The sequence below is a fragment of the Marinobacterium halophilum genome (assembly GCF_003014615.1).
In the GTDB taxonomy this organism is placed as follows: domain Bacteria; phylum Pseudomonadota; class Gammaproteobacteria; order Pseudomonadales; family Balneatricaceae; genus Marinobacterium; species Marinobacterium halophilum.
Genome location: NZ_PYGI01000005.1, coordinates 105,224 through 129,355, shown reverse-complemented (window position 1 = coordinate 129,355; position 24,132 = coordinate 105,224). Strand labels below are relative to the sequence as shown.

Below are 24,132 nucleotides of genomic sequence, written 5' to 3'. Positions count from 1 at the left end.
GAGGCTGGTGCGATGCTGGTAAGTGTATATCGTTACAACCCTGAGATTGATGATGCGCCGTACATGCAGGATGTTCATATTGACATCCCGGGTGGCAAGGACATCATGGTGCTGGATCTTCTGCAGCTGCTGAAAGAGAAAGACACGAGTCTGGCCTATCGTCGCTCTTGTCGTGAAGGCGTCTGTGGTTCCGATGGCTTGAACATGAACGGCAAGAACGGTCTTGCATGTATCACACCGCTTTCTGAAGTGGTTGAGAATGACAAGCTTGTTCTGCGCCCGCTGCCGGGTCTGCCGGTCATTCGTGACCTGGTCATTGATATGACCCAGTTCTACAAGCAGTATGAGAAGATCAAGCCGTTCCTGATCAACGATACGCCTGCGCCTGCTATTGAGCGTCTGCAGTCTCCGGAAGAGCGTGCTGAGCTGGATGGTCTGTACGAGTGTATTCTGTGTGCATGCTGTTCTACGTCCTGCCCGTCATTCTGGTGGAATCCGGACAAGTTCATCGGTCCGTCCGGCCTGTTGCAGGCTTACCGCTTCCTGGCGGATAGCCGCGATACCGCAACAACGGAGCGCCTGGCTGGCCTGGATGATCCGTTCAGCGTTTTCCGTTGCCACGGCATCATGAACTGTGTCAGCGTATGCCCGAAAGGTCTTAACCCGACCAAGGCGATCGGCAAAATTCGGAACATGCTGATCCAGCAGGCGACCTGATCACAATTCAGTGTCTCGAAAAACGGCATCCATGATGCCGTTTTTTTTTATTTGTCGATTTTGGCAATGCTTTTCTACTAGCCAAAAGGCCTATGTCGACAAGGTGGTAATATTTTGTAGAATCGATAGCTGCTAGCGGTGTAAAGCCTGTCATAAAAGGCGTAGAATTATTGCCCGCAACCGCACGTAATCCGTTGCGGTGACGAGCAATATACAAAACGGTAATCAGTAGAGGGTCGAAGGACTGCCGGTACAGGAATTAGTGCAGCCTGACCGTCGCAGCGCCCTCTCAGAGCCAGGGTGAGATGATAATGCAAGATGGCATAATGGAGCAGATGTGGAAGAATGCCCATCTCTATGGTGGCAACCTTTCATATGTTGAACAAATATACGAAACGTATCTGATGGACCCTAACGCTGTTCCACAAGAATGGCGTGAAGAGTTCGATCGACTCCCCAAGGTTGGTGAAAACATCACTCAAGATGTACCCCATTCCACTATCCGGGAACACTTCCTTCTCCTCTCCAAAAATCAGAAGCGCGCCATGCCGGTTTCCGGCAGCAGTGTCAGCTCGGAACATGAAAAGAAACAGGTCCGTGTCCTGCGCATGATTAATGCGTATCGCGTACGTGGACATCAGCATGCTGAGATCGATCCTTTGAATCTGATGGAACGTGAGCAGGTGCCTGATCTGGATCTGCGTTTCCATGAGCTGTCTGAGGCCGATCTTGATACCCGCTTCCAGTTGGGCTCCCTGTTCTTCGGTCCTGAAGAGAGTTCACTGAAAGAGATCCTGGCTGATCTTAAGAAAACCTATTGCACTACCGTCGGCGCAGAGTACATGCACATCGTCGACACGCAGGAAAAACGCTGGATTCAGTCGCGCATGGAGCCGGTACGCAGCCATCCCGTACTGTCCAATGATGAGCGCAAGCATATCCTTGAACGCCTGGCCGCTGCAGAAGGTTTGGAGAAATACCTGGGCTCACGTTATGCCGGCGCCAAGCGTTTCGGTCTTGAAGGTGGTGAGAGCCTTATCCCTTGCCTGGATGAGTTGGTTCAGCGTGCGGGTCGTGATGGTGCCAAAGAGCTGGTTATCGGCATGGCGCACCGTGGACGTCTGAACGTGCTGGTCAATATCTTCGGTAAGAATCCGCAGGATTTGTTCGGCGAGTTTGAAGGCAAGCGTGTCATCGAAACCTCTGGTGACGTGAAATACCATCAGGGCTTCTCATCCAATGTGATGACCCAGGGTGGGGAAGTGCATCTGGCAATGGCGTTCAACCCGTCACATCTGGAGATTGTTTCTCCGGTAGTGGAAGGGTCTGTGCGTGCCCGTCAGGATCGCCGTGATGATGCTGTGGGCAATAGTGTTATTCCGGTCGCCATTCATGGTGATGCAGCGTTTGCCGGTCAGGGTGTAGTCATGGAGACATTGCAGATGTCCCAGACTCGCGGTTACAAGACTGGCGGTACGATTCATATCGTCATCAACAACCAGGTTGGCTTTACCACGTCGCGCAAGGAAGATGCGCGTTCAACCGAGTACTGCACCGACGTAGCGAAGATGGTTCAGTCGCCGATCTTCCATGTCAATGGCGATGATCCTGAAGCTGTGCGCTTCGTGACTCAGCTTGCACTGGATTACCGCAACGAGTTCAACAAGGACGTCGTGATCGACCTGGTGTGTTACCGCCGTCGTGGTCATAACGAAGCGGATGAGCCGTCCGGCACCCAGCCGATGATGTATCAGAAGATCAAGAGCCTGAAAACCACTAAGGAACTGTATGCTGCGCATCTGGTTGCTGAAGGTGTGGTTGCAGCAGAAGATACTAAAGGCTTGGATCAGGACTATCGCAAGGCGCTTGAAAATGGCCAGCACGTTGCCAAATCCCTGGTCATGGAGCCGAACAAGGAATTGTTCGTCGATTGGCGTCCGTATCTGGGCCACAAGTGGTCATTCGATTGTGATACCAGTGTAGATCAGAAGTTGCTGCAGGAATTGGCGAATAAAACTTGCGAATTCCCTGAAGGACTTGTTGTTCAGCGCCAGGTGCAAAAGATCTACGAAGACCGCAGAAAAATGGCTGCCGGTGCGATGGAGATCAATTGGGGCTTCGCTGAAACCATGGCGTATGCCACGCTACTTGCAGAAGGTTATCCGATTCGTATTACGGGTCAGGATGTTGGACGCGGTACGTTCTCACACCGACATGCGGTGCTGCATAACCAGAAAGATTCATCCAACTATGTCCCGTTGCAGAATCTGGCGGACGATCAGCCGACATTCGATCTCTATGACTCCTTCCTGTCCGAGGAAGCGGTACTGGGCTTTGAATATGGTTACTCCACCACTACGCCGAACGCATTGGTGATCTGGGAAGCTCAGTTTGGTGACTTCGCCAACGGTGCCCAGGTGGTTATCGACCAGTTTATTACGTCCGGTGAGCACAAGTGGGGCCGTCTTTGCGGCTTGACCATGCTGTTGCCGCACGGCTTTGAGGGGCAAGGTCCGGAACACTCTTCTGCACGTCTGGAGCGATTCCTGCAGATGTGTGCAGAGCACAACATCCAGGTGTGTGTGCCTTCAACTCCGGCACAGATTTTCCACCTGTTGCGTCGTCAGATGGTTCGCCCGCTGCGTAAGCCATTGGTTGTGATGTCACCGAAATCCCTGTTGCGTCATAAACAGGCGGTGTGTTCACTGGAAGACCTGTCTGAGGGTACATTCCAGCCGGTTATCCCGGAAGTGGATGCGAAGGATCCCAAGCAGGTTAAACGTGTTGTGCTGTGTAGTGGCAAGGTTTACTACGATCTGTACAATCGCCGCGCCGAGCTTGAGAAAGACGATGTGGCCATCGTGCGCATCGAGCAGCTCTATCCGTTCCCGGAAGAAGGGCTGAAGCAGGCTATTGCTGAGTACACCAACCTTGAGTCTGTTGTTTGGTGTCAGGAAGAGCCGATGAACCAGGGTGCCTGGTACTGCAGTCAGCATCACATGCGTAATGTCCTGCAGAAGCATGATCCCAAACTGCACCTTATGGGTGTGGGGCGTCCGCATGCAGCCGCGCCGGCAGTAGGCTATATTTCGGTTCATCTTGAGCAGCAAGAACAGCTGGTCAACGAAGCAATCAACGGTTAATGACGACAGGTTAGTAATCAATACCTGCGCAGCATGAATAAAGGAAACAGCATGTCCATCGATATTAAAGCGCCGACTTTCCCTGAATCAGTAGCAGACGGAACCGTTGCAACTTGGCACAAGCAGCCGGGTGAAGCATGTTCAGCCGATGACCTGATCGTTGACATTGAAACCGATAAGGTTGTTCTGGAAGTGGTTGCGCCGGCAGATGGTGTAATCAAAGAGATCCTCAAAGGCGAAGGCGAGACTGTTCTGAGCGAAGAAGTTATTGCAGTGTTCGAAGCCGGCGCTGCAGCGTCCGCTCCGGCTGCATCAGCCACAGAGGCAGCCTCTGCCCCTGTGGCGGAAACAACGACTGACGCTGACAAGATCGGGCCTGCGGCACGCAAGCTGATCGAAGAAAATGGTCTGGATGCCGCCAGCATCCCGGGTACCGGCAAGAATGGCGGTATCACCAAGGAAGACGTACAGAACTTCATCAAGAACAAGCCTGCTGCGACTGCAGCACCGGCTGCCGCTGCTGCAGCGCCGGTACTGAACGTACCGGTTGGTGCGCGTACCGAGAAGCGTGTGCCGATGACCCGCCTGCGTGCAACCATCGCCAAGCGTCTGGTTGAAGCACAGCAGAGTGCGGCCATGTTGACTACATACAACGAAGTCAACATGAAGCCGGTCATGGAACTGCGCAAGCAGTACAAGGACCTGTTCGAGAAAACTCACGGCGCGCGTCTGGGCTTCATGTCCTTCTTCGTGAAGGCAGCAACTGAAGCGCTGAAACGTTTCCCGGCGGTAAATGCGTCCATTGATGGTAACGACATGGTTTACCATGGTTACCAGGATATCGGTGTAGCTGTATCGACTGAACGTGGCCTGATGGTGCCGGTTCTGCGTGATACCGACTCCATGAATCTGGCTGAAGTTGAATCAACCATTGCCGACTTCGGTAAGCGTGGTCGTGAAGGCAAGCTGGGTATGGATGACATGCAGGGCGGTACGTTCACCATCACTAACGGTGGTGTTTTCGGTTCCTTGATGTCGACGCCGATTCTTAACCCGCCGCAGACTGCAATTCTGGGTATGCATAAAATCCAGGAACGCCCGATGGCGGTCAACGGCCAGGTTGAAATCCTGCCGATGATGTATCTGGCGCTGTCATACGACCACCGTATGATTGATGGCAAAGAGGCGGTACAATTCCTCGTCACCATCAAGGATCTGCTGGAAGATCCGGCACGCATGCTGCTGGATGTCTGATCAGACACGCAATCGAACGAGCGAAAACAGGATTAAGTAATGTCAGATAAATTTGATCTCATTGTTATCGGTGCCGGCCCCGGCGGTTATGTGGCAGCTATTCGTGCTGCCCAGCTGGGTCTGAAGACTGCCTGTGTCGAGAAGTGGGTTGATGATAAGGGTGCCGCTGTATTGGGTGGTACCTGCCTGAACGTCGGTTGTATTCCGTCAAAGGCACTGCTGGAAACCACGCACAAGTTCCACGAAGCTCAGCATGGTTTTGCTGCACAGGGCATCGTTGCGGACAACGTGCGTATGGACACCAAGCAGATGGTGGCACGCAAAGATCAGATCGTTAAGAACCTGACCGGCGGTATCGCAGGTCTGTTCAAAGCCAATGGCGTCACTCTGCTGGCAGGTACGGGTAAACTCCTGGCCAACAAGCAGGTTGAAGTTACCGCTCAGGATGGTGCTGCTACCGTTTATGCGGCTGATAACGTGATCTTGGCTTCAGGCTCAGTACCGGTTGAAATTCCGCCGGCACCGCTGACCGAAGGTCTGATTCTGGATAACGAAGGCGCACTGAATATTGATGAAACCCCGAAACGTCTGGGTGTCATTGGTGCGGGTGTCATCGGTCTGGAAATGGGTTCCATCTGGGCGCGTTGCGGTTCTGAAGTCACCGTTCTTGAAGCGATGGATGATTTCCTGGCGCTGGCAGACGTTGATGTCTCCAAAGAAGCCAAGAAACTGCTGACCAAGCAGGGTCTGGATATCAAGCTGGGTGCGCGTTGCACGGGCACTGAAATCATCGATGGCAAGGAAGTGAAAGTTAAATTCACTGATTCCAACGGTGAGCAGGAGATGGTATTCGACAAGCTGATCGTTGCTGTTGGCCGCCGTCCGCAGACTCAGGGTTTGATTGCTGCTGATAGCGGCGTCAAACTGGATGAGCGTGGCTTCATCTTCGTTGACGAAAGCTGCCGCACTGATGCACCGGGCGTATACGCAATTGGTGACTCGGTGCGTGGCCCGATGCTGGCGCACAAGGCATCTGAAGAAGGAATCATGGCCGTTGATATCATTGCGGGCCATAAGGCTGCAATGAATTATGACTGTGTTCCCAACATCATTTACACTTTCCCGGAGCTGGCTTGGGTCGGTAAGACCGAGCAAGAGCTGAAGGCTGAGGGTGTTAAATACAAGGTTGGTAAATTCCCGTTCGCGGCTTCTGGTCGTGCAATGGCAGCTAATGCGACTGACGGCTTCGTCAAAATCATTGCTGATGAAGTCACCGACCGTATTCTGGGTGTTCACATGGTTGGCGGTATCGCCTCCGAGCTGATTGCCCAGGGTGTGATTGCAATGGAGTTCTGCTCCAGTGCAGAGGATCTGCAGCTGATGGTCTTCGCTCACCCGACCGTCAGTGAAGCTGTCCATGAGGCGGCTCTGGCAGTAGACAATCACGCCATTCACATTGCAAATCGCAAAAAGCGGTAACCTGAATGGTTGGCCTTGTCGGTCGGATAGCTCGGTCGGCAAGGTTCTGCAGAGCAAAAGGTGTGCCCTTGCCATAGGTATTTTGGATTTGGGCACCTGTATAAATGATATAACAACGGATTAGAGCATGAACCTTCACGAGTACCAGGGCAAACAACTGTTTGCCGAATATGGTCTGCCGGTTTCTCAAGGGATCGCGGTAGATACTCCGGAAGCGGCTGCTGCAGCGGCTGAAAAAATTGGCGGTGACAAGTGGGTTGTTAAAGCCCAGGTTCACGCTGGTGGCCGTGGTAAAGCGGGTGGCGTCAAGCTGGTCGATTCTGCTGAAGAAGCGAAAGCTTTTGCAGAAAAATGGCTCGGCGAGCGTCTGGTAACGTACCAGACAGATGCCAATGGTCAGCCGGTTACCAAAATCCTGGTTGAAACGTGCACTGATATTGCCAACGAGCTGTATCTGGGCGCCGTGGTTGATCGCTCCAGCCGTCGTATTGTCTTCATGGCCTCCACCGAAGGCGGTGTCGAGATCGAGAAGGTTGCTGAAGAGACTCCGGAAAAAATCCTGAAAGCAACGATTGATCCGCTGACCGGTGCACAGCCTTATCAGGGCCGTGAGCTGGCGTTCCAGCTGGGTCTTCAGGGTGATCAGATCAAGCAGTTCGTTCATATCTTCCTGGGTTTGGCGAAGATGTTCGAAGAGAAAGATCTGGCGCTGCTGGAAATCAACCCGCTGGTCATCACTGATCAGGGTAACCTGCACTGCCTGGATGCCAAGATCGTGATCGATGGTAACTCTGTTTACCGTCACAAGGATCTGCAGGCCATGCATGATCCGTCTCAGGAAGACGAGCGTGAAGCACGTGCTGCCGAGTGGGATCTGAACTACGTTGCACTGGATGGCACCATTGGTTGCATGGTTAACGGCGCAGGCCTGGCCATGGGTACCATGGATATCGTATCTCTGCATGGTGGTTTCCCGGCCAACTTCCTGGACGTTGGCGGTGGTGCAACCAAAGAACGCGTAACTGAAGCGTTCAAGATCATTCTTGAAGATACCAATGTTAAAGCGGTTCTGGTTAACATCTTCGGCGGTATCGTACGTTGCGACCTGATCGCAGACGGTATCATCGGTGCAGTGAAAGAAGTTGGTGTCAGCGTACCGGTTGTTGTGCGCCTTGAAGGCAACAACGCAGAACTGGGTGCGCAGAAGCTTGCTGAATCTGGTCTGGACATTATTGCGGCAACCAGCCTGACTGATGCTGCTCAACAGGCAGTTAAAGCAGCGGAGGGTAAATAATCATGTCCATTTTGATCAACAAAGATACCAAAGTTATCTGTCAGGGTTTCACTGGCGGCCAGGGTACATTCCATTCTGAGCAGGCGATTGCCTATGGTACTCAGATGGTTGGTGGTGTAACGCCGGGTAAAGGCGGTACTGAGCACCTGGGTCTGCCGGTATTCAACACCGTTAAAGAAGCGGTTGAAGCGACTGGTGCTGAAGCGTCCGTGATCTACGTTCCGGCTCCTTTCTGCAAGGATTCAATCCTGGAAGCAGCCAACGCTGGCATCAAGCTGATCGTCTGCATCACCGAGCACATCCCGGTGATGGACATGCTGCAGTGCAAAGTGAAGTGTGATGAGCTGGGTGTACGCCTGATCGGCCCGAACTGCCCGGGTGTTATCACTCCGGGTGAGTGCAAAATCGGTATCATGCCCGGTCACATCCACCTGCCGGGCAAAGTAGGCATCGTATCGCGTTCAGGTACTTTGACTTATGAAGCGGTTAAGCAGACTACTGACGCTGGTTTCGGTCAGTCTACCTGTGTTGGTATCGGTGGAGATCCTATCCCGGGCTCCAACTTCATCGACATTCTGGAAATGTTCGAAAAGGATCCGCAGACCGAAGCGATCGTTATGATCGGTGAGATCGGTGGTTCTGCCGAGGAAGAAGCGGCTGCCTACATCAAGGCAAACGTAACCAAGCCGGTTGTTTCCTACATTGCAGGTGTTACTGCGCCTGCTGGTAAGCGCATGGGTCATGCCGGTGCGATCATTTCCGGCGGCAAGGGTACTGCAGACGAGAAGTTTGCGGCTCTGGAAGATGCTGGCGTGAAAACTGTCCGTTCCCTGGCCGACATCGGCAAGGGTCTGTCCGAAGTGACAGGCTGGGCCATGAAGTAAAACCCTTCAGGGTTGATGAAAAAGGCAGCTTCGGCTGCCTTTTTTTGTGGCTGTTCCGCCGCTGTTCGGGGTGTTCTGGTAGAATGGCGTTTTCGTACCACGCCATTGACAGGTATTTCACTTGAGCCAACAGTCTTTCTCGCTCCTGCCGTTAAAAGCCGAAATTTTACGCAATCTGGAGTCGCTGGAATATCACCAGATGACCCCGATCCAACAGGATAGCTTGCCCGTCGTTCTCGCGGGTCGTGATCTTATCGCACAGGGTAAAACCGGCTCCGGTAAAACCGCAGCGTTTGGTTTGGGGGTGTTGCAGGCGCTGGATAACAGCAGTTTTCAGGTACAGACTCTGGTGTTGTGCCCGACCCGTGAACTGGCTGATCAGGTTGCGCAGGAATTGCGCCGTCTGGCTCGCCTCATTCCCAATGTAAAAATACTCACCCTTTGTGGCGGTATGCCGTTAGGGCCGCAGATCGGTTCCCTTGAGCATGGTGCCCATATTGTTGTGGGTACGCCCGGGCGTATTGAGGAACATCTGCGTAAAGGTACGCTGCGTCTTGGGCAGCTGCGGACGCTGGTGTTGGATGAAGCCGATCGTATGTTGGAAATGGGTTTTCAAGCTGCCGTCGATACCATCGTGGCTGAAACACCCAAGTCGCGTCAGACACTGCTGTTCAGTGCGACCTATCCAAAGGAAATCGAGCTGATTGCCGGTCGCATCATGCGTGATCCCACTCGCGTTGAAGTGGCGGCTCTGCATCAGGACTCGACGATCAAACAGCATTTTTACGAAGTGAAGGAAGAGTCGCGTGATGATGCGTTGACCGCTTTGTTGTATCACTATCGCCCAACGTCGGCAGTAGTATTTTGCAATACCCGCCAAGAGGTCAAGGATCTCGAGACGCGTTTGCAGCAGGCCGGAATTGCGGCAGTGGCGTTGCACGGTGAGCTTGATCAGCGCCAACGTGATGAAACATTGGTGCGTTTTGCCAATCAGAGCGCTTCGGTCCTGGTGGCAACGGATGTGGCTGCCCGTGGACTCGATATTGCCGGGCTGGATCTGGTCATCAACCAGCGTCCGACCAAAGAGGCGCAGGTGCACGTACACCGTATCGGTCGTACCGGACGTGCTGGAGAAAGCGGCGTGGCGATCACGCTGTTCAATGAGCGTGAACGGTTCAGGCTTGCGGCCATTGAGGCGCAGATGGATATGATCATCACCGACGAGCCGTTGCCGAATGTGCGCATGGATGGTGAGTATCGCCCTCCGATGGTGACCCTGCAGCTGGATGTTGGCAAAAAGCAGAAAATTCGTCCCGGTGATGTGCTGGGTGCGCTGACAGGCGGGGAAGGCTTGTCGGGTGATGAAGTCGGCAAGATCCGTGTATTCGACTTCTGCACCTATGTTGCCGTCGGTCGATCTGCTGCCCGTGATGCGGTCCGTCAGCTTTCGGCGGGCAAAATCAAGGGGCGTAGCTGCCGCGTTCGCCAGTTACGCTAACGGAGGTCTGAATGAAGATCTGGGTGGATGCCGACGCCTGTCCGGCTGTTATCAAGGATATTCTGTTCCGGGCGGCAGAGCGTACTGGTCTGGAGCTTACGCTTATTGCCAATCACGCACTGAGCGTGCCGCCTGCTGCCAATATTCGTTCGGTACAGGTTGCCGCCGGTTTTGATGTGGCTGATCATGAAATAGTGCGTCGTGCGAGTGCGGGTGATCTGGTCATTACCAGTGATATTCCGCTGGCAGCCGAGGTGCTGGAAAAGGGTGCGTTGGCGCTGACGCACCGGGGGGAGCGCTTTACGGAAGAGAATATCCGGGCTCGCCTCAACATTCGTGACTTCATGGAAACCTTGCGGGCCAGCGGTGTACAGAGTGGTGGTCCTGCTGCTCTGAACAATGCCGACCGCCAGCAGTTCGCCAATCAGCTGGATCGTCTTATTGCCCGAGCCCGCAAACTTGGCGACTTGCCTAGTTGAGTTTGTGGGCGGCCAGTTCGATACGTATGACGCGGCGGCCTGTCAGCTCAATTGTGCCGGGATAGCGTTCGTCCCCGGTCGAGGTGAAGTAAAACTGATAGCGGCGTGCCAACACCAGCATGCCGCTATCGCCATCACGTACAGGTCTCAGGCTTTTCAAGGCAATATTGTCATCCAGCAGCTGTACATCCTGTGCACTGCAATAGCGTTTGACCTTCTGGGTCGCATATTCCCGCAGTTTTAAATTGTGCCACCAGCTCAGGCACAGGGTGGCTGTCAGTGCCAGCCAAAACAGGTCCGATAACTCAATCCACATCATGTGCTCCTTTTCGAGCGGCAAGCTTAACAGGCCGTGTCGGAAAAATAACCCTGCAGTTAGGGGGCTGTTAATACTTGATCAAAATGCTAGGTTATAGGGGCAGACGAGACAGGAGATAAATGGATGAGTGCGGGTCGTACCTTGAATCAATTGAGCTTTGATAACAGCTATGCGCGCTTGCCGAAGCACTGGTTTCAGCCAATGCCCGTGCAGCCGCTCAAGCACAGTCACCTGATTGCCTTCAGTCCCGTAGTCGCACGCTGGCTGGACCTGGACCCCTGTCGTATTTCGCCGGAAGATCTGGTGCGTCGTTGCATGGGTGAAATAGAGTGGTCTGGCATCGCGCCCCTGGCGATGAAGTACACGGGTCACCAGTTTGGTGTCTATAACCCTGATCTAGGTGATGGTCGTGGTGTGCTGTTGGGTGAAGTGGTTAATGCGCAAGGGCAGCGCTATGATTTACATTTGAAAGGTGCGGGGAAAACCGCGTATTCCCGTTTTGGTGATGGCCGGGCAGTGCTGCGCTCCAGTATTCGTGAATACTTGGCAGGTGAGGCGATGGCCGGGCTGGGTATACCGACCACCCGCGCGCTCTGTCTGCTGGGGAGTGAAGAATTTACCCAGCGTAACGGTATGGAACCCTGTGCCATGCTGCTGCGGGTGACGCCCTGTCATATTCGCTTTGGTCACTTCGAACATTTTTTCTATTCCGGTCAGCATGATGATCTGCGCCGCTTGGCCGATTACTGCCTGGAACGCTACTTCCCTGAGCTGCAATCCGCCGAACAGCCCTATTTGGCGATGTACCGTGAAGTGCTGGAACGGACAGCGCGGCTGGTAGCGGCGTGGCAGGCGTATGGTTTTGTACATGGTGTCCTTAATACGGACAATATGTCACTCATCGGTGAAACCTTCGACTATGGCCCCTATACCTTTCTTGATCGCTATGAACCGGACCATGTAGCTAACAAAAATGATCATCAGGCCCGTTATGCGTTTCACAAGCAGCCCTCCATCGTGCTCTGGAACATGGCTGCATTGGCTCAGGCAATGTTGCCATTGGTCGAACGCAGTTTGTTGGAAGCGGAGCTGGATCGTTTCGATGGTCTATACCAGGCTGAACGCCTGGAGCGTATGCGCGCGCGTCTGGGATTACAGGTTGTCGATGGCGATGACCGGTTATTGATTGACCGGCTGGAAGCGATTTGGGCTGAGCAGGGAATTGATCATAACCGTTTCTTGCGGACGCTGAGTGAGTGGCAGGCCGGAGATGCAGAGTCCACAGCTGCGTTGTTGGGGTTGTGTACCCAGCCTGATTCGGTTGCTTCATGGCTGCAGGATTATGCCGGTCGCATGCAGAAAGAGGCCGCCAGCGCACCTATCCGCCAGCAGCAGATGCGTTCGGTCAATCCGCGCTTTATCTTGCGTAACTACATGGCGGAAGAAGTGATTCGGGAAGCGCATCAGGGGGATTATCGTCCGTTGCAGGCGCTCCTGCCACTGCTGCGCCATCCGGGTGACGAGCACGCGGAGTTGGCCCGTTATGCCGGGCCACGTCCAGACTGGGCTGAATCGATCTATCTGACCTGCTCTTCGTAATTGTCAGTGGGTGCTGTTTAGCCGGGAACCGATCCAGACTGAGCCCATGCCACCCAGAATGATCAGCGTCATCCCGACCCAGCTTGTGGTTGCGGGTATCTGCTGCCAGATCAGCCAGCCCCACAGGCCGGTAAACACAACACCGAAATAGCTGAGTGGCGCGATCACGGAAGCGGGAGCATGGCTGTATGAGCGCGTATATAGCCACATGGTCAACCAGATGGAGCCTGCTATCAGAATAATATAGGGCAGGCTGGGCAGTGTCAGTGGGCGCCAGTGAGTGATGGCCAGTGGCAGGCTCGCCAGCGTCGACACCAGAAAATAGTAGAACAGGATGCGGTTAACCGGTTCGCTATGCGTCAGTTCACGGGTAGTGACAATTGAGCCGGCGAGTGCCAACGCTGATACAAAACCAACCAGATGCCAGCGACTGAAGCCGCCCCCTTCCGGCTGCATGATCAGGGTAATGCCAACAAATCCCAGCAGCAGCGGCAGCCAGCTGAGCCAGGACAGATGAACCCGGTGCCACAGTAGTAGCCAAACCGGAACGCACAGTGGTGCCGCATTGCGTAGCAGAGCAGCATCAACCAGCGGAATTTCGGTCAGCGCCAGATAGTAAGTGTAGAAACAGCCCCAACCGCACAAACCGCGAAACAGATGTAGTCCCGGGCGCTCGGTACGCAGTATCTGTATCCCTTCTCGCCTTAGCCAGGGCAGCATGATCAGCACGCACAGCAGATACTGAAAAAAGACGATCATTTCAATACTGATCATAGTGGCGGCCAGCTTGATCAAAACGGCGGCTAAACTCATTACCAGTGTCGTTGCCAACGCATAGCCAGCACCGGCTGAAAGGTTGTAACTGCTTGAAGACACTGAAACTTAATCCCTGTAAATTATAGTAATACCGATACGGGTTGAGCGGAGTTATTGATGGAAAAAATGCTGTTGCTGTTGCAGAACAACTGGCCGAATGCGATTGCACTGGGCTGGTTTCTACTGTGTTTTCGAGGGTACATGTATTACTCGGCTTACAAAAGTCATACCACGCCCTGTCTGGTCAGCATGCTGCATCTGTATCGTACCGAATGGATGCAGCGCATGTTATCACGTGAAGTACGTATTGCGGATACCACGGCAATCGCCAATCTTGAGCGCAGCGTTGCTTTCTTCGCCTCGACCACAATTCTGGTGCTGGCGGGCCTGATGACGGTGATGGGATCGGCTGAAAAGGCCATTAACTTGGTGCAGGATTTACCCTTTGTAGTGGTTGCGACGCCGCAGGAATGGGAGTTCAAGTTGCTCCTGCTGGTGGTTCTGTTTATCTATGCGTTCTTCAAATTTACCTGGAGCCTGCGCCAGTACGGTTTTGTCTCGGTAATGATAGGGGGCGCGCCCTTGCCGACTGAAAACCCATCGCCGACACAGCTGAAAGCCCATGCCGAGCGCATTGCGCAGATGGCATCCATGGCGGCGCATAATTTCAATTTGGGGCTGCGCACCTACTATTTCAGCATTTCGGTGTTGGGCTGGTTCATTAGTCCCTGGGTATTCATGTTGCTCGCCGCCTCGATTGTGGTGGTGCTCTACCGGCGTGAATTCACTTCGTCCACGCTGAAAACCTTGATGATGAGTTCGGGAGGGGAGTCATGACACCTGAGCAGTACAGGGCTCGTTGTGTCCGCTTTCTCAATGCGCAGCCGCATATGTGCCGTCTGGGTATTCGCCTGATTCGTGCGGAAAAGAGTAAGGCTACGCTGGTGTTGCCGGTGCAGCCGCAGCTGATCAGCACAGTGTTGGATACCTATCTGCATGGCGGCGTTTTGACGACGCTGGTTGATGCCGCCAGCAGTGTATCGACGCTCTGTGCACTGGACCGTTTCGAACTTTGCCCGACGTTGGATTTGCGTATTGATCACATGCGTACCCCGGTGCAGAGTCAGCCGTTGTACGTAGCGGCTGAATGCTATCGGGTAACGCGCAGTGTGCTTTTTACCCGAGCGTCAGTGTATCAGGATGATCCGGCACACCCGGTGGCCTATGCGATTGCGACGTTCATGCGCCCTGAGGGTGGTGCTACAGAGTCAGCATTCAGTACATTGATAGAGGGAGAGCCCGATGCAGCAACTGCTTGAGCTGGTGACCGAAGCAAAAGCCAGTGGTGACTACCAGCCATTGGTGGAGCTTATTCCTTACGCGCGTATTTTGGGTGTGCAGTGCGAGTGTTATGGCGAAGAGATCATTTTCCGCTTGCCGGCCAAGGCCGATAATATCGGCAATCCGACTGTTCCCGCGATTCATGGCGGCGTTATTGCGTCGTTCATGGAGCTGACTGCGTTGTTTCAGTTGACTCTGCAGCTGCCACAGCCAGGGCTGGCCAAGATCATCGATTTTTCGCTCGACTACATGCGTGCAGGTTTGGATCGCGATACCTTTGCTGTCTGCCACATCAGTCGCCAGGGGCGACGGGTAGGCAACTGTTCAGTGCTGGCGTGGCAGGAGCGTAAAAGCCGGCCAATCGCTCAGGCTCGTGCCCATTTCCTGCTTGATCGCGGTAATTAGCAGAAATCGATGACTAAGCCCTTGAAAACAGATGAGTGACCCATATATCGGGTAGGGTTGATTGTTTGCATTCGGAGGTTAGATAAGCCCGCCATGAGCACAGAAACTCAGAAAGAGACACTTGGTTTCCAGACAGAAGTGAAACAGCTTCTGCAACTGATGATCCACTCGCTGTACTCCAATAAGGAGATTTTCCTGCGCGAGCTGATTTCGAATGCATCCGATGCATCCGAAAAGCTGCGTTTTGAAGCGTTGCACAATGATGCCCTGTATGAGGGTGACACCGATCTCGACATCCGTATCGCGTTTGACAAGGATGCCGGCACGGTCACAATTGAAGACCGTGGTATCGGTATGAACCGCCAGGATGTGATTGATCACCTGGGTACTATTGCCAAGTCCGGCACGGCCGGTTTCCTGTCCAGCCTGACCGGTGATCAGGCGCGTGACAGTCAGTTGATTGGTCAGTTTGGTGTTGGCTTCTATTCTGCGTTTATCGTTGCTGAGCGGGTCGATGTTTATACCCGTCGTGCCGGTGATGCGGCGGCCAACGGCGTGCATTGGTCGTCAGCGGGTGAGGGTGACTTCACCATTGCGACTATTGAAAAGCCGGTGCGCGGGACTCGCATCGTGCTGAAGTTGAAGGAAGATGAGCAAGAGTTTGCCGATGGTTTCCGCTTGCGCTCATTGGTACGCAAATACTCTGACCACATCTCTATTCCGGTGAAAATGCTGAAAGAGCCAGAGCCGGTTGAAGAGGGTAGTGATGCGTCCGAACAGGCACCGGAGCTGGAAAGCGTCAACTCCGCGACGGCTTTGTGGACGCGCAGCAAGTCGGATCTGAACGACGAGGAATACCAGGAATTCTATAAGCACATCTCCCATGATTTTGCTGATGCACTGACCTGGTCGCACAATAAAGTTGAAGGCAACCTGGAATACACCAGTCTGCTGTATGTGCCTGAAAGTGCCCCATACGATTTGTGGAACCGTGAAGCGCCGCGTGGCCTCAAGTTGTATGTGCAGCGTGTCTTTATCATGGATCAGGCCGACCAGTTCCTGCCGCTTTATCTGCGCTTCATCAAGGGCGTGGTTGATACCAACAACCTGTCACTGAACGTATCTCGCGAGATTCTGCAGAAAGATCCTAACGTCGATAAGCTGCGCACCGCGCTGACCAAGCGTGTGTTGGATATGCTGTCCAAACTGGCCAAAAACGATGCGGACAAGTACGCGACGTTCTGGAAAACGTTTGGTCAGTTGATGAAGGAAGGGCCGGCTGAAGATCACGCCAACCGTGACAAGATCCTCAAGCTGTTGCGTTTTGCGTCTACACATACCGGTACGGCGGAACAGAACGTATCGTTGGAAGATTATATTAGCCGCATGAAGGAGGGTCAGAAAAAGATCTACTATGCGGTAGCAGACTCTTTCAATACCGCCAAAAACAGCCCCCATCTTGAAGTTTTCCGCAAGAAGGGTATCGAAGTTCTGTTGCTGTCTGAGCGCATTGACGAATGGATGATGAGTCAGCTGTTCGATTTCGACGGTCACAACTTCCAGGATGTCATCAAGGGTGAGCTGGATCTGGGTGAGATCGAGACGGAAGAAGAGAAGCAGAAGCTTGAAGAAGTGGCCAAGGAGCATGAAGGGCTGGTTGAGCGTCTGAATAAGGTGCTGGATGATCGTGTTGACTCGATTCGTATCACTCACCGTCTGACCGATTCTCCGGCCTGCCTGGTGATTGGTGACTATGATATGGGTCTGCAGATGCGTCGTATCATGGAAGCGGCGGGTCAGCCGTTACCGGAGAGCAAGCCGATTTTCGAGATCAATCCTGAGCACCCGCTGATCAACAAGCTGGATCAAGAGCCGGATGAAGATCGTTTCAGTGAGCTGGCACTGGTGCTGTTTGATCAGGCGGGCCTGGCGGCCGGTGCTACGCTGGATGATCCGGCAAGCTATGTATCGCGTTTGAACAAGCTGTTGTTGGAACTAAGCAGCTAAACCGCGTTTACTGCGCATGCAAAAGGGCGGCCTCTGGGTCGCCCTTTTTCGTTTGTCTGCGATAGGTCAAAGCGTTTTGGTCGAGGTGACGTTAAGCTGAGACAATAATATAAAGGAGATGGGCTATGGGTATGCGCAGTGCGTTGACGGTTATGGCGGTTTTACTGGTGCCAGTTTCGGTGCAGGCGATGAGTGCTGACGAAGTGGTGCAAAAGCACTGTGTCGCATGTCATCAGGCAGGTTTGGGTGGCGCGCCCAAGCTGGATGATACAGCTGCCTGGGCACCGCGAATTGCGACAGGTGTGGATGCAATGACGCAAACGGTGCTTACAGGTAAAGGTGCAATGCCGCCGAAAGGGACCTGTGGTTCCTGTGATGAAGCTACCCTCAAGGCTGCAGTAGAAGTGCTGACATCGCCGCTACGGTAAAGTGTCATGTTGTGCCTGACTCATGAGCTGCATCGACTCACGGGTCCATTCAAGGCTGCTGAGGTAACAACTTTGCAATTTGGTGGTGAGGGACTGGTCAGTATCGTCCCAGTTGCCCTGTGTAAACGCTTCCACCTGTGATAAAAGTTGCCCCAGCGGTCCTGTTCGCGTCATTAGTGCATCGTATATATGTGTGTCTATATCGATCTGGCTTAGCATCAGGCTCTGCTCCTGGTTCATCAAGGCATCCAAATGCAGCAGCAATCCGGTCATGAAGGCCTGGCCGGTATCGATTTGCTCATGGGTTTCCGCAAGTAATTCGCAGAAGCGTGCCAGGAGCAGTATCTGTCGAATCAGCTCGCTGGGCTTGCCATGATCGTCCGCCAGCATGATCAACGAAACCCATTTCTTCAGTTCCTGCAGGCCCAAATAGGTCAGTGCATCATGCAGGTTGCTGATGCTGCGTTTCGTGCCAAACGCGGCCGAGTTGACCAGTCGTAATAATTTATAGGTCAAAGCGGGGTCGCGGGAGATCAATGCGCTCAGGTCCTTGAAATCAACATTCTGTTGGCTCAGGGTGCTCAGGGCTTGGCTTAGAATAAGTTTGTTGCTGTAAGCCTTGTTTCCCTTTAATAGTTCGGGCTTGCTGAAGAAAAAGCCTTGAAACAGTTCACAGCCGAGTTCTCGGCAGAGTTCATATTCCTCCAGTGTTTCCACTTTCTCGGCCAATAGCGTGAGCTCGAACGGCTCGAGTAGCTTGATCTGTTCGGCAAGCTGTTGGCGATTTAATGTACGGATGTCGAGCTTGACGATATGGGCAATTTCCAGCAATGGATCAAATTCTGGCTGGTAAATGAAGTCATCCAGAGCAAGCTTGAAACCGGCGTTGCTGAAGCGGCGCGCGGCCGCGATGAGTGCGGGTGTTGCGCGGCTGTCTTCGAGAATTTCGATAACGACCTCACGCGGGGAGACGGCAGGCAAGGTATCGGCTTCCAGCATCTGTTGGCTGAAATTAATGAAGGCAGGCAGAACGCGCAGATTGCCGGCATCGGAAATGCTGGTATAGGAATGCAGAATGACCCGGCTGCTGGCCTGGTCGCCGCTGATCATGGGCAGGGGGTTGATGCCTGCTTCACTGCGATAAAGCAGTTCATAGGCAACAACCTTCAGCTCGGTGTTGAAGATGGGTTGGCGTGCCATCAGGATCTTGTCGGTCATGCTGAAAGCCTCGAATGATCGGCTGGGCGATGGATCTCATATCGTCCGTTTTGTAAAAGATAGTATAGTCTTAGGGGTATAAATAACAGATCGCCTGGTGGGTATGGCCGGGTTGGTGGCGACAACAGAGGAAGATGTTATGAGTATAGATGCATGTGAGGCGCGCTATCAGGCGATTCTTAAGGCGTGTCTGGATTCGGTTTTGATTCTGGATAATGAAACCATTGTTGCGGCAAGTGCGGCTCGGCAGTCCTGGCTGGAGCCTGAGGCTTTGGTAGGGAGAACGTTATCCGAGTTGTTTGCAGATGATTTGTTACTGCAGTTTCGAGATGCTCTGAGCTTGTTGGTGCAGGGTGAGTCGATGGTCGAACTTGAATATCAGTTGCGGCCTGAGCATTTGCCCGAGTTGCGTGCGCGGGGGTTGGCAGAGGTATGTTGGTATAGCAGTCGGTGGGTGATGACCGCGCAAGGCGAGGTGGTATGGAGTGCGCACGATATTACGGCCAGCAAGCAGCTTGAGCGGAAGGTTTCATATCAGGCGCAGCGTGATCTGCTCACAGGGGCCTACAATCGACGTGCAATGATCCCTGTCCTTGAAGTGGCCACTGCGCAAGCGTTGCGCTATGACGGTGCTACGAGTGTTCTGTTGATCGATGTCGACGGCCTGTCGGCCATTAATGATCAGTATGGTTGGGATGCCGGTGATCAGGTGCTGCAGCACACAGTGGCGACGCTGGATCGCCTGAAGCGTACGTCAGATTTTCTTGCACGTTATGCCGACTCCCAACTGGTGATGGTGCTGCCTGAAACCAATCATGAGCAGGGGGTGCTGGCAGCGGAGCGTATTCGTGCAGCGGTTGAGGGTCTGCAACTATCCGGCGATGTTGCTGCGCTTGGGTGGACGGTCAGCATTGGCGTGGCCTCTGCCCTGAATCCTGAAGATAATGCGGTCGCCATGATGCGGCGTGCCCGTGAACATCTGCTGATTGCGCAGCACAGCGGGTTCAATCGGGTGGAGGGTGAGGCGCTGTAAAGCGCCTCCTGTCCTGGGGGTTATATCCCGGGGTATGACTTCAGGCAGCTGATCAGTGCCTGCATTTCTTCATCCGTGCCGATGCTGATGCGCAGATGGTTGTCGATACCGGGTTTGGTGAAATGACGCACCAGAATCTTGTTATCGCGCAGATACTGCATCAGCTCGGTCGCAGCAATGTCTGGGTGACGGGTAAACACAAAATTGGTATGTGAGGGCAGTACTTCAAAGCCGAGCGATTCCAGCTTTGTTGTTGTCCAGGTACGGGTGTCGATAATGCGCTGGATGCTTTGGTCGAAGTAGGTCTCGTCCTGTAGTGCAGCAATGGCGGTCTGCTGGGCCAGCATGTCGAGCGGGTATGAATTGAAGCTGTTTTTGACGCGCTCCAGTGCCTCGATCAGCTGAGGGTGGCCGAAGGCAAATCCAACCCGCATGCCAGCCAGTGAGCGTGACTTGGAAAATGTTTGGACAACCAGCAGGTTGGGGTAGTGATTGACCAGCTGTGTTGCGCTTTGGGCACCAAAATCCACATAGGCTTCATCCACGACCACGACTGAATCGGTGTTCCGTTCCAGCAGGGCGCTGATGGTTTTCAGATCGATGCTGATACCGGTGGGGGCGTTGGGGTTCGCAAAGATTATGCCGCCATTTTCGCCGGAGTAGGCTTCAAGATCGATGCGATATTGATCCGTTAGCGGAATATGGCGTGCGTCGATATCGAATAGATCAATGTAGACATTATAGAAGCTATAGGTCGTTTCAGGCAGCAAAATAGGCTGCTGTTGACGCAGTAGTGCCATGAAAGTCAGGGCCAATACTTCATCAGAGCCGTTGCCAACAAAAACCTGGTCATGTGTCAGACCGGCATTGTCAGCCAGTGCCTGTTTGAGCGCGAGGCATTCGGGATCTGGATACAGGCGTAACCGCTCGGTATCAAAGTTCCGCAGCACGGCTTCGACCGCCGGGGCAGGCGGATAAGGGTTTTCATTGGTATTCAGCTTGATCAGCCCCTCTACCTGGGGTTGTTCGCCCGGGGTATAGGGAACCAGCGACTGAATCGCCGGGCTCCAGAATCGGCTCATGTTCGGCAGTCCATCTACATGCACAAAACACGCATCATAACAGAGAGCGGCTGCCCGGGCGACAATCGCCCGCTTCAGTTCTTGAAGGGTGGGTGTGTCGGCTTCAAGTACTCGGGCATATGGTTATCGCTGGTGCGGTCGAGTGCGCCGATATCCAGCATGGGAGCCGCATCAATGTGGTGAGCGCCCAGGATGTGGGATACATGCTCCAGTGCCGCCACAATCATGGATTGCTCCCAGTCATGCATGTCATCGAACTGACGAATGAATGTGTCCTGTAGCGTGGTTGGGGCTGACTTCAACAGCTCTTGCCCTTGCTCGGTCGGGCAGGCCAGTACTTTGCGCTTGTCGGTGTTGCTGCGTTCGCGGCGCACGAGATTTTTGCGCTCAAGGCGATCCAGAATACTGGTGACTGTTGCTTGCGCGAGATTCATCTCTTTGGCAAGCATGCCAATGGTCAGCGGACCGTTTATACGCAGTGTCTGCATGGTCATGAGCTGTGGCATGGTGAGACCGGTCATTCGGCTCAGATGTTTGTCGTGCAGGTCTGTAGCACGAATGATCTGGCGCAGTAATACCAGTGCGTCCTGACTTTTTTCCATAGCGCTTGGAAGGTTCCCCGATGTTGGTTTGAACTCTGAGCGCCTTTTAGCCTGATTTGTTGAGTAATGCAAAATAACTTTATCACTCCACGGTTAATGCTTTGCAATGCAAAGCAATGGATATTTTGCCCTTATATGGAGCTTGTTGGCGTGAAATGCCGTCAACAGGGCTTTTGTTTCTTACGTGTTACGATTACTTACGTGCTTGAAAAGTCATTCTAGATATGTTTTATACTAAAAACCATAGCAAGGCTAAATAAATCAAATACTATGGACTTTGACATTTATACACTACGTAAGCCTAAAGCCACTGACGGCTTTGCCCTGCACTCGCTCGTAGAGCGTTGTGTGCCTCTGGATCCCAATTCCATCTATTGCAATCTGCTTCACTGCAGTCATTTCGCTGCTACAGCGATTGCAGCAGAAGATGAGAATGGAGAGCTGGTCGGTTTTATTTCCGGCTATCGTCCGCCCGAGCGACAGGACACGTTGTTCGTTTGGCAAGTGGCAGTTGATTCCCGCTGCCGTGGTCGCAAGTTGGGTCAGCGTATGTTGCTGGCGCTGGCTGAGAGACTGGCTCCCGAGGGTGTGCGATATATTGAAACCACAATCACACCCGGAAATGTGGCATCCGAAACCCTCTTTGCACGCGTGTTTGATGCACTGGCAGCGCCGGTTGAACGTTCAGTGCTGTTCTCATGCGAGGAGCACTTTAACGGCCTGCATGATGATGAAGTGCTTTACCGCGCTGGTCCGTTCACGTTTGTAACACCGAATTCGTAACTCAGGAGAGATCGATGAATATTTTCCAGAAAACTGAATCTGAAGTTCGTACATACAGCCGCTCGTTCCCCGTCACCTTTTCAAAGGCGAAGGGCGCTGTACTGACCACTGATGACGGTAAGGACTATGTCGATTTCCTGGCCGGTGCGGGTACGCTTAACTACGGTCATAACAATGACATCCTCAAGCAGGCTCTGATTGAATACATCACCAATGATGGTTTGACCCACGGTCTGGATATGCAGTCGGTTGCCAAGGAAAGCTTCCTGTACGCATTCCGTGATTTGATTCTTGCCCCCCGTGGCATGGCTGATTTCAAGGTCATGTTTACCGGTCCGACGGGTACTAACAGCGTTGAAGCGGCATTGAAGCTGGCACGCAAGGTGAAAGGGCGCAGCAACATCATCTCCTTCACCAATGGCTTCCACGGTGTGACCGGTGGTGCCTTGGCTGCGACCGGTAATCAGCACCACCGTGGCGGCATGGGCACGTCCATGCCTGATGTGACGCGCATGCCCTTCGATGGCTATTTGGGCGAGGGCGTTGATACAACGGAGTATCTGGATCAGGTATTGAGCGATCCGAGCAGCGGTGTTGATCACCCGGCAGCGGTCATCGTGGAAACGATTCAGGGTGAGGGTGGTTTGAACGCGGCCTCCTTCGAATGGCTGCGTAACCTGGAAAAAGTATGTCGTCGCCATGATATGCTGCTGATCGTGGATGATATCCAGTCAGGTTGTGGACGTTCAGGCCGTTTCTTCAGCTTTGAAGAAGTCGGTATCAAGCCGGACATCGTTACCCTGTCCAAGTCATTGAGTGGCTATGGTTTGCCATTTGCAGTCACCATTTTCCGCCCGGAACTGGATCTGTGGAGCCCTGGTGAGCACAACGGTACCTTCCGTGGCAACAACCATGCCTTCATCACTGCTGCGACAGCCTTCAAGACTTTTTGGAGTGATGACACCTTCGAGAAGGAAGTGCGTCGCAAGGCTGAGAAGCTGCGTAATGGCCTGCAAGAACTTATCCGTTCACACGGTGCCAAGACGCTGGTTTTGAAAGGGCGTGGGTTGATGAGCGGTATCGAGTGTCCGGATGGTGATCTGGCCGGTGATGTGACCAGCTATGCATTTGAGCAGGGTCTGGTGATTGAAACCAGTGGTGCGCATGATCAGGTAGTCAAGTGTTTGGTGCCGTTGGTGATTACGGATGAGCAAATCGAATTTGGCTTGAACGTACTGGATAAGGCGTTCGCCAATGCATTTGCCAAGCGAGCCCGCAAAGCATCTTAAGGTTGTATTGCTGTCTGCCTGAATTCATTCATTAATAGAGAGTAGTTGTAATGATCGTAAGAACATTGGAAGAATGCGAAAACTCAGAACGTCGTGTGGTATCTGCAACCTGGGAAAGTACGCGGATGCTGTTGAAAGATGACAAAATGGGGTATTCCTTCCATATCACCACGATTTATGAAGGAACCGAAACGCACATCTGGTACCAGAATCATCTGGAGTCCGTGTATTGCATCAGTGGTGAAGGTGAAGTTGAAACGCTTGCTGATGGCAAGATCTATTCGATTAAGCCCGGGACTCTGTATAATCTGAATGAACATGATGAGCACCTGCTGCGTGCCACCAAAGAAATGAAGCTGGCGTGTGTATTCAATCCGCCGCTGAACGGTAAAGAAGTGCACGACGAGAATGGCGTCTACCCGCTGGAGGCAGACACGGTCGAGGCTTGAGTGCCTGCCCGAA

23 protein-coding genes are annotated in these 24,132 nt (G+C 53.3%); 18 read left to right on the top strand and 5 right to left on the bottom strand.

The genetic code is table 11. From position 1 onward, the window contains the following. The first annotated feature begins 12 nt into the window (after positions 1 to 12). The 8 genes from CLV44_RS04990 to CLV44_RS04955 all read left to right on the top strand — a co-directional run bounded on the left by CLV44_RS04990 (position 13) and on the right by CLV44_RS04955 (position 10,748). Positions 13 to 717, top strand: a complete 705-nt coding sequence (locus tag CLV44_RS04990; protein ID WP_106591011.1) for a succinate dehydrogenase iron-sulfur subunit — start codon at positions 13 to 15, stop codon at positions 715 to 717. A 311-nt stretch (positions 718 to 1,028) separates the two neighbouring features. Continuing rightward, positions 1,029 to 3,860 (top strand): 2-oxoglutarate dehydrogenase E1 component, encoded by a 2,832-nt coding sequence (locus CLV44_RS04985; RefSeq protein WP_106591010.1) that lies wholly within the window; start codon positions 1,029 to 1,031, stop codon positions 3,858 to 3,860. 51 nt (positions 3,861 to 3,911) lie between these two features. Next, positions 3,912 to 5,114 (top strand): 2-oxoglutarate dehydrogenase complex dihydrolipoyllysine-residue succinyltransferase, encoded by a 1,203-nt coding sequence (gene odhB, locus CLV44_RS04980; RefSeq protein WP_106591009.1) that lies wholly within the window; start codon positions 3,912 to 3,914, stop codon positions 5,112 to 5,114. 39 nt (positions 5,115 to 5,153) lie between these two features. Beyond that, positions 5,154 to 6,593, top strand: a complete 1,440-nt coding sequence (gene lpdA, locus CLV44_RS04975) for a dihydrolipoyl dehydrogenase (protein ID WP_106591008.1) — start codon at positions 5,154 to 5,156, stop codon at positions 6,591 to 6,593. A 127-nt stretch (positions 6,594 to 6,720) separates the two neighbouring features. Next, a complete protein-coding gene (gene sucC / locus CLV44_RS04970) occupies positions 6,721 to 7,887 on the top strand; it encodes an ADP-forming succinate--CoA ligase subunit beta (RefSeq protein WP_106591007.1) in 1,167 nt (388 codons plus the stop codon). 2 nt (positions 7,888 to 7,889) lie between these two features. Beyond that, complete coding sequence (gene sucD, locus CLV44_RS04965) at positions 7,890 to 8,771, top strand: succinate--CoA ligase subunit alpha (protein ID WP_106591006.1); 882 nt, start codon at positions 7,890 to 7,892, stop codon at positions 8,769 to 8,771. A gap of 121 nt (positions 8,772 to 8,892) precedes the next feature. Beyond that, complete coding sequence (gene dbpA / locus CLV44_RS04960) at positions 8,893 to 10,269, top strand: ATP-dependent RNA helicase DbpA (RefSeq protein WP_106591005.1); 1,377 nt, start codon at positions 8,893 to 8,895, stop codon at positions 10,267 to 10,269. Between the two features lie 11 nt (positions 10,270 to 10,280). Continuing rightward, positions 10,281 to 10,748 (top strand): YaiI/YqxD family protein, encoded by a 468-nt coding sequence (locus CLV44_RS04955; RefSeq protein WP_106591004.1) that lies wholly within the window; start codon positions 10,281 to 10,283, stop codon positions 10,746 to 10,748. On the opposite strand, the gene CLV44_RS04950 is transcribed toward CLV44_RS04955, so the two are convergent. Next, positions 10,741 to 11,067, bottom strand: coding sequence for a DUF3301 domain-containing protein (locus CLV44_RS04950; RefSeq protein WP_106591003.1), 327 nt, complete (start codon positions 11,065 to 11,067; stop codon positions 10,741 to 10,743). The two genes, CLV44_RS04955 and CLV44_RS04950, sit on opposite strands and share 8 nt — an antisense overlap. Positions 11,068 to 11,190: 123 nt before the next feature. Between CLV44_RS04950 and CLV44_RS04945 the strand changes: the two genes are divergently transcribed. Then, positions 11,191 to 12,666, top strand: coding sequence for a protein adenylyltransferase SelO (locus tag CLV44_RS04945; protein WP_106591002.1), 1,476 nt, complete (start codon positions 11,191 to 11,193; stop codon positions 12,664 to 12,666). A 3-nt stretch (positions 12,667 to 12,669) separates the two neighbouring features. Here CLV44_RS04945 and CLV44_RS04940 read toward each other — a convergent pair whose 3' ends face one another. Further along, positions 12,670 to 13,542, bottom strand: coding sequence for a DMT family transporter (locus CLV44_RS04940; RefSeq protein ID WP_106591001.1), 873 nt, complete (start codon positions 13,540 to 13,542; stop codon positions 12,670 to 12,672). 57 nt (positions 13,543 to 13,599) lie between these two features. Between CLV44_RS04940 and CLV44_RS04935 the strand changes: the two genes are divergently transcribed. From CLV44_RS04935 to CLV44_RS04915, 5 genes are all read left to right on the top strand, one after another. Then, positions 13,600 to 14,319: a DUF599 domain-containing protein gene (locus CLV44_RS04935; protein WP_106591000.1), complete on the top strand. Its 720-nt coding sequence runs from the start codon at positions 13,600 to 13,602 to the stop codon at positions 14,317 to 14,319. Further along, positions 14,316 to 14,801, top strand: coding sequence for a PaaI family thioesterase (locus CLV44_RS04930; RefSeq protein WP_106590999.1), 486 nt, complete (start codon positions 14,316 to 14,318; stop codon positions 14,799 to 14,801). Before CLV44_RS04935 ends, CLV44_RS04930 begins: the two co-directional genes overlap by 4 nt. Continuing rightward, positions 14,785 to 15,228 carry a PaaI family thioesterase gene (locus CLV44_RS04925; RefSeq protein WP_106590998.1) on the top strand — a complete coding sequence of 148 codons (444 nt, stop codon included), beginning with the start codon at positions 14,785 to 14,787 and terminating at the stop codon, positions 15,226 to 15,228. Before CLV44_RS04930 ends, CLV44_RS04925 begins: the two co-directional genes overlap by 17 nt. A 93-nt stretch (positions 15,229 to 15,321) precedes the next feature. Then, positions 15,322 to 17,235, top strand: coding sequence for a molecular chaperone HtpG (htpG, locus tag CLV44_RS04920; protein WP_106590997.1), 1,914 nt, complete (start codon positions 15,322 to 15,324; stop codon positions 17,233 to 17,235). Between the two features lie 125 nt (positions 17,236 to 17,360). After that, the gene (locus CLV44_RS04915) at positions 17,361 to 17,663 is read left to right on the top strand and encodes a c-type cytochrome (protein WP_106590996.1); all 303 of its coding nucleotides are present in this window, start codon (positions 17,361 to 17,363) and stop codon (positions 17,661 to 17,663) included. Here the strand turns inward: CLV44_RS04915 and CLV44_RS04910 are convergent. Continuing rightward, positions 17,655 to 18,881, bottom strand: a complete 1,227-nt coding sequence (locus CLV44_RS04910; protein WP_106590995.1) for an EAL and HDOD domain-containing protein — start codon at positions 18,879 to 18,881, stop codon at positions 17,655 to 17,657. The two genes, CLV44_RS04915 and CLV44_RS04910, sit on opposite strands and share 9 nt — an antisense overlap. Positions 18,882 to 19,020: 139 nt before the next feature. Here CLV44_RS04910 and CLV44_RS04905 point away from each other — a divergent pair, with 139 nt between their 5' ends. Then, positions 19,021 to 19,914 (top strand): GGDEF domain-containing protein, encoded by an 894-nt coding sequence (locus CLV44_RS04905; RefSeq protein ID WP_170069263.1) that lies wholly within the window; start codon positions 19,021 to 19,023, stop codon positions 19,912 to 19,914. 20 nt (positions 19,915 to 19,934) lie between these two features. On the opposite strand, the gene hisC is transcribed toward CLV44_RS04905, so the two are convergent. Both hisC and CLV44_RS04895 read right to left on the bottom strand, forming a co-directional pair. Beyond that, on the bottom strand, positions 19,935 to 20,996 hold the full coding sequence (gene hisC, locus CLV44_RS04900; RefSeq protein WP_106590993.1) for a histidinol-phosphate transaminase: 1,062 nt from the start codon (positions 20,994 to 20,996) through the stop codon (positions 19,935 to 19,937). A 74-nt stretch (positions 20,997 to 21,070) separates the two neighbouring features. Then, positions 21,071 to 21,598 carry a MarR family winged helix-turn-helix transcriptional regulator gene (locus CLV44_RS04895; protein WP_106590992.1) on the bottom strand — a complete coding sequence of 176 codons (528 nt, stop codon included), beginning with the start codon at positions 21,596 to 21,598 and terminating at the stop codon, positions 21,071 to 21,073. Positions 21,599 to 21,868: 270 nt separating this feature from the next. Here CLV44_RS04895 and ectA point away from each other — a divergent pair, with 270 nt between their 5' ends. Genes ectA through CLV44_RS04880 form a run of 3 tightly spaced genes read left to right on the top strand, consistent with a single transcriptional unit; the run spans position 21,869 to position 24,119 of the window. Then, on the top strand, positions 21,869 to 22,381 hold the full coding sequence (gene ectA / locus CLV44_RS04890) for a diaminobutyrate acetyltransferase (RefSeq protein ID WP_106590991.1): 513 nt from the start codon (positions 21,869 to 21,871) through the stop codon (positions 22,379 to 22,381). A gap of 14 nt (positions 22,382 to 22,395) precedes the next feature. After that, positions 22,396 to 23,670 (top strand): diaminobutyrate--2-oxoglutarate transaminase, encoded by a 1,275-nt coding sequence (gene ectB, locus CLV44_RS04885; protein ID WP_106590990.1) that lies wholly within the window; start codon positions 22,396 to 22,398, stop codon positions 23,668 to 23,670. Between the two features lie 50 nt (positions 23,671 to 23,720). After that, entirely contained in the window at positions 23,721 to 24,119 is a 399-nt protein-coding gene (locus CLV44_RS04880; protein WP_106590989.1) for an ectoine synthase, read from the top strand. Positions 24,120 to 24,132 lie beyond the last annotated feature (13 nt).

What these genes read in the sequence shown, in the direction of transcription:
- CLV44_RS04985 (WP_106591010.1), top strand. Translation starts at nt 1,029, where the DNA reads ATGCAAGATGGCATAATGGAGCAGATGTGGAAGAATGCCCATCTCTAT.
- CLV44_RS04905 (WP_170069263.1), top strand. Translation starts at nt 19,021, where the DNA reads ATGAGTATAGATGCATGTGAGGCGCGCTATCAGGCGATTCTTAAGGCG.
- CLV44_RS04910 (WP_106590995.1), bottom strand. Translation starts at nt 18,881, where the DNA reads ATGACCGACAAGATCCTGATGGCACGCCAACCCATCTTCAACACCGAG.
- CLV44_RS04880 (WP_106590989.1), top strand. Translation starts at nt 23,721, where the DNA reads ATGATCGTAAGAACATTGGAAGAATGCGAAAACTCAGAACGTCGTGTG.
- CLV44_RS04950 (WP_106591003.1), bottom strand. Translation starts at nt 11,067, where the DNA reads ATGATGTGGATTGAGTTATCGGACCTGTTTTGGCTGGCACTGACAGCC.
- ectA (WP_106590991.1), top strand. Translation starts at nt 21,869, where the DNA reads ATGGACTTTGACATTTATACACTACGTAAGCCTAAAGCCACTGACGGC.
- CLV44_RS04895 (WP_106590992.1), bottom strand. Translation starts at nt 21,598, where the DNA reads ATGGAAAAAAGTCAGGACGCACTGGTATTACTGCGCCAGATCATTCGT.
- sucC (WP_106591007.1), top strand. Translation starts at nt 6,721, where the DNA reads ATGAACCTTCACGAGTACCAGGGCAAACAACTGTTTGCCGAATATGGT.
- CLV44_RS04945 (WP_106591002.1), top strand. Translation starts at nt 11,191, where the DNA reads ATGAGTGCGGGTCGTACCTTGAATCAATTGAGCTTTGATAACAGCTAT.
- lpdA (WP_106591008.1), top strand. Translation starts at nt 5,154, where the DNA reads ATGTCAGATAAATTTGATCTCATTGTTATCGGTGCCGGCCCCGGCGGT.
- CLV44_RS04915 (WP_106590996.1), top strand. Translation starts at nt 17,361, where the DNA reads ATGGGTATGCGCAGTGCGTTGACGGTTATGGCGGTTTTACTGGTGCCA.
- CLV44_RS04930 (WP_106590999.1), top strand. Translation starts at nt 14,316, where the DNA reads ATGACACCTGAGCAGTACAGGGCTCGTTGTGTCCGCTTTCTCAATGCG.
- odhB (WP_106591009.1), top strand. Translation starts at nt 3,912, where the DNA reads ATGTCCATCGATATTAAAGCGCCGACTTTCCCTGAATCAGTAGCAGAC.
- hisC (WP_106590993.1), bottom strand. Translation starts at nt 20,996, where the DNA reads ATGAGCCGATTCTGGAGCCCGGCGATTCAGTCGCTGGTTCCCTATACC.
- CLV44_RS04990 (WP_106591011.1), top strand. Translation starts at nt 13, where the DNA reads ATGCTGGTAAGTGTATATCGTTACAACCCTGAGATTGATGATGCGCCG.
- CLV44_RS04955 (WP_106591004.1), top strand. Translation starts at nt 10,281, where the DNA reads ATGAAGATCTGGGTGGATGCCGACGCCTGTCCGGCTGTTATCAAGGAT.
- sucD (WP_106591006.1), top strand. Translation starts at nt 7,890, where the DNA reads ATGTCCATTTTGATCAACAAAGATACCAAAGTTATCTGTCAGGGTTTC.
- CLV44_RS04925 (WP_106590998.1), top strand. Translation starts at nt 14,785, where the DNA reads ATGCAGCAACTGCTTGAGCTGGTGACCGAAGCAAAAGCCAGTGGTGAC.
- CLV44_RS04935 (WP_106591000.1), top strand. Translation starts at nt 13,600, where the DNA reads ATGGAAAAAATGCTGTTGCTGTTGCAGAACAACTGGCCGAATGCGATT.
- htpG (WP_106590997.1), top strand. Translation starts at nt 15,322, where the DNA reads ATGAGCACAGAAACTCAGAAAGAGACACTTGGTTTCCAGACAGAAGTG.
- ectB (WP_106590990.1), top strand. Translation starts at nt 22,396, where the DNA reads ATGAATATTTTCCAGAAAACTGAATCTGAAGTTCGTACATACAGCCGC.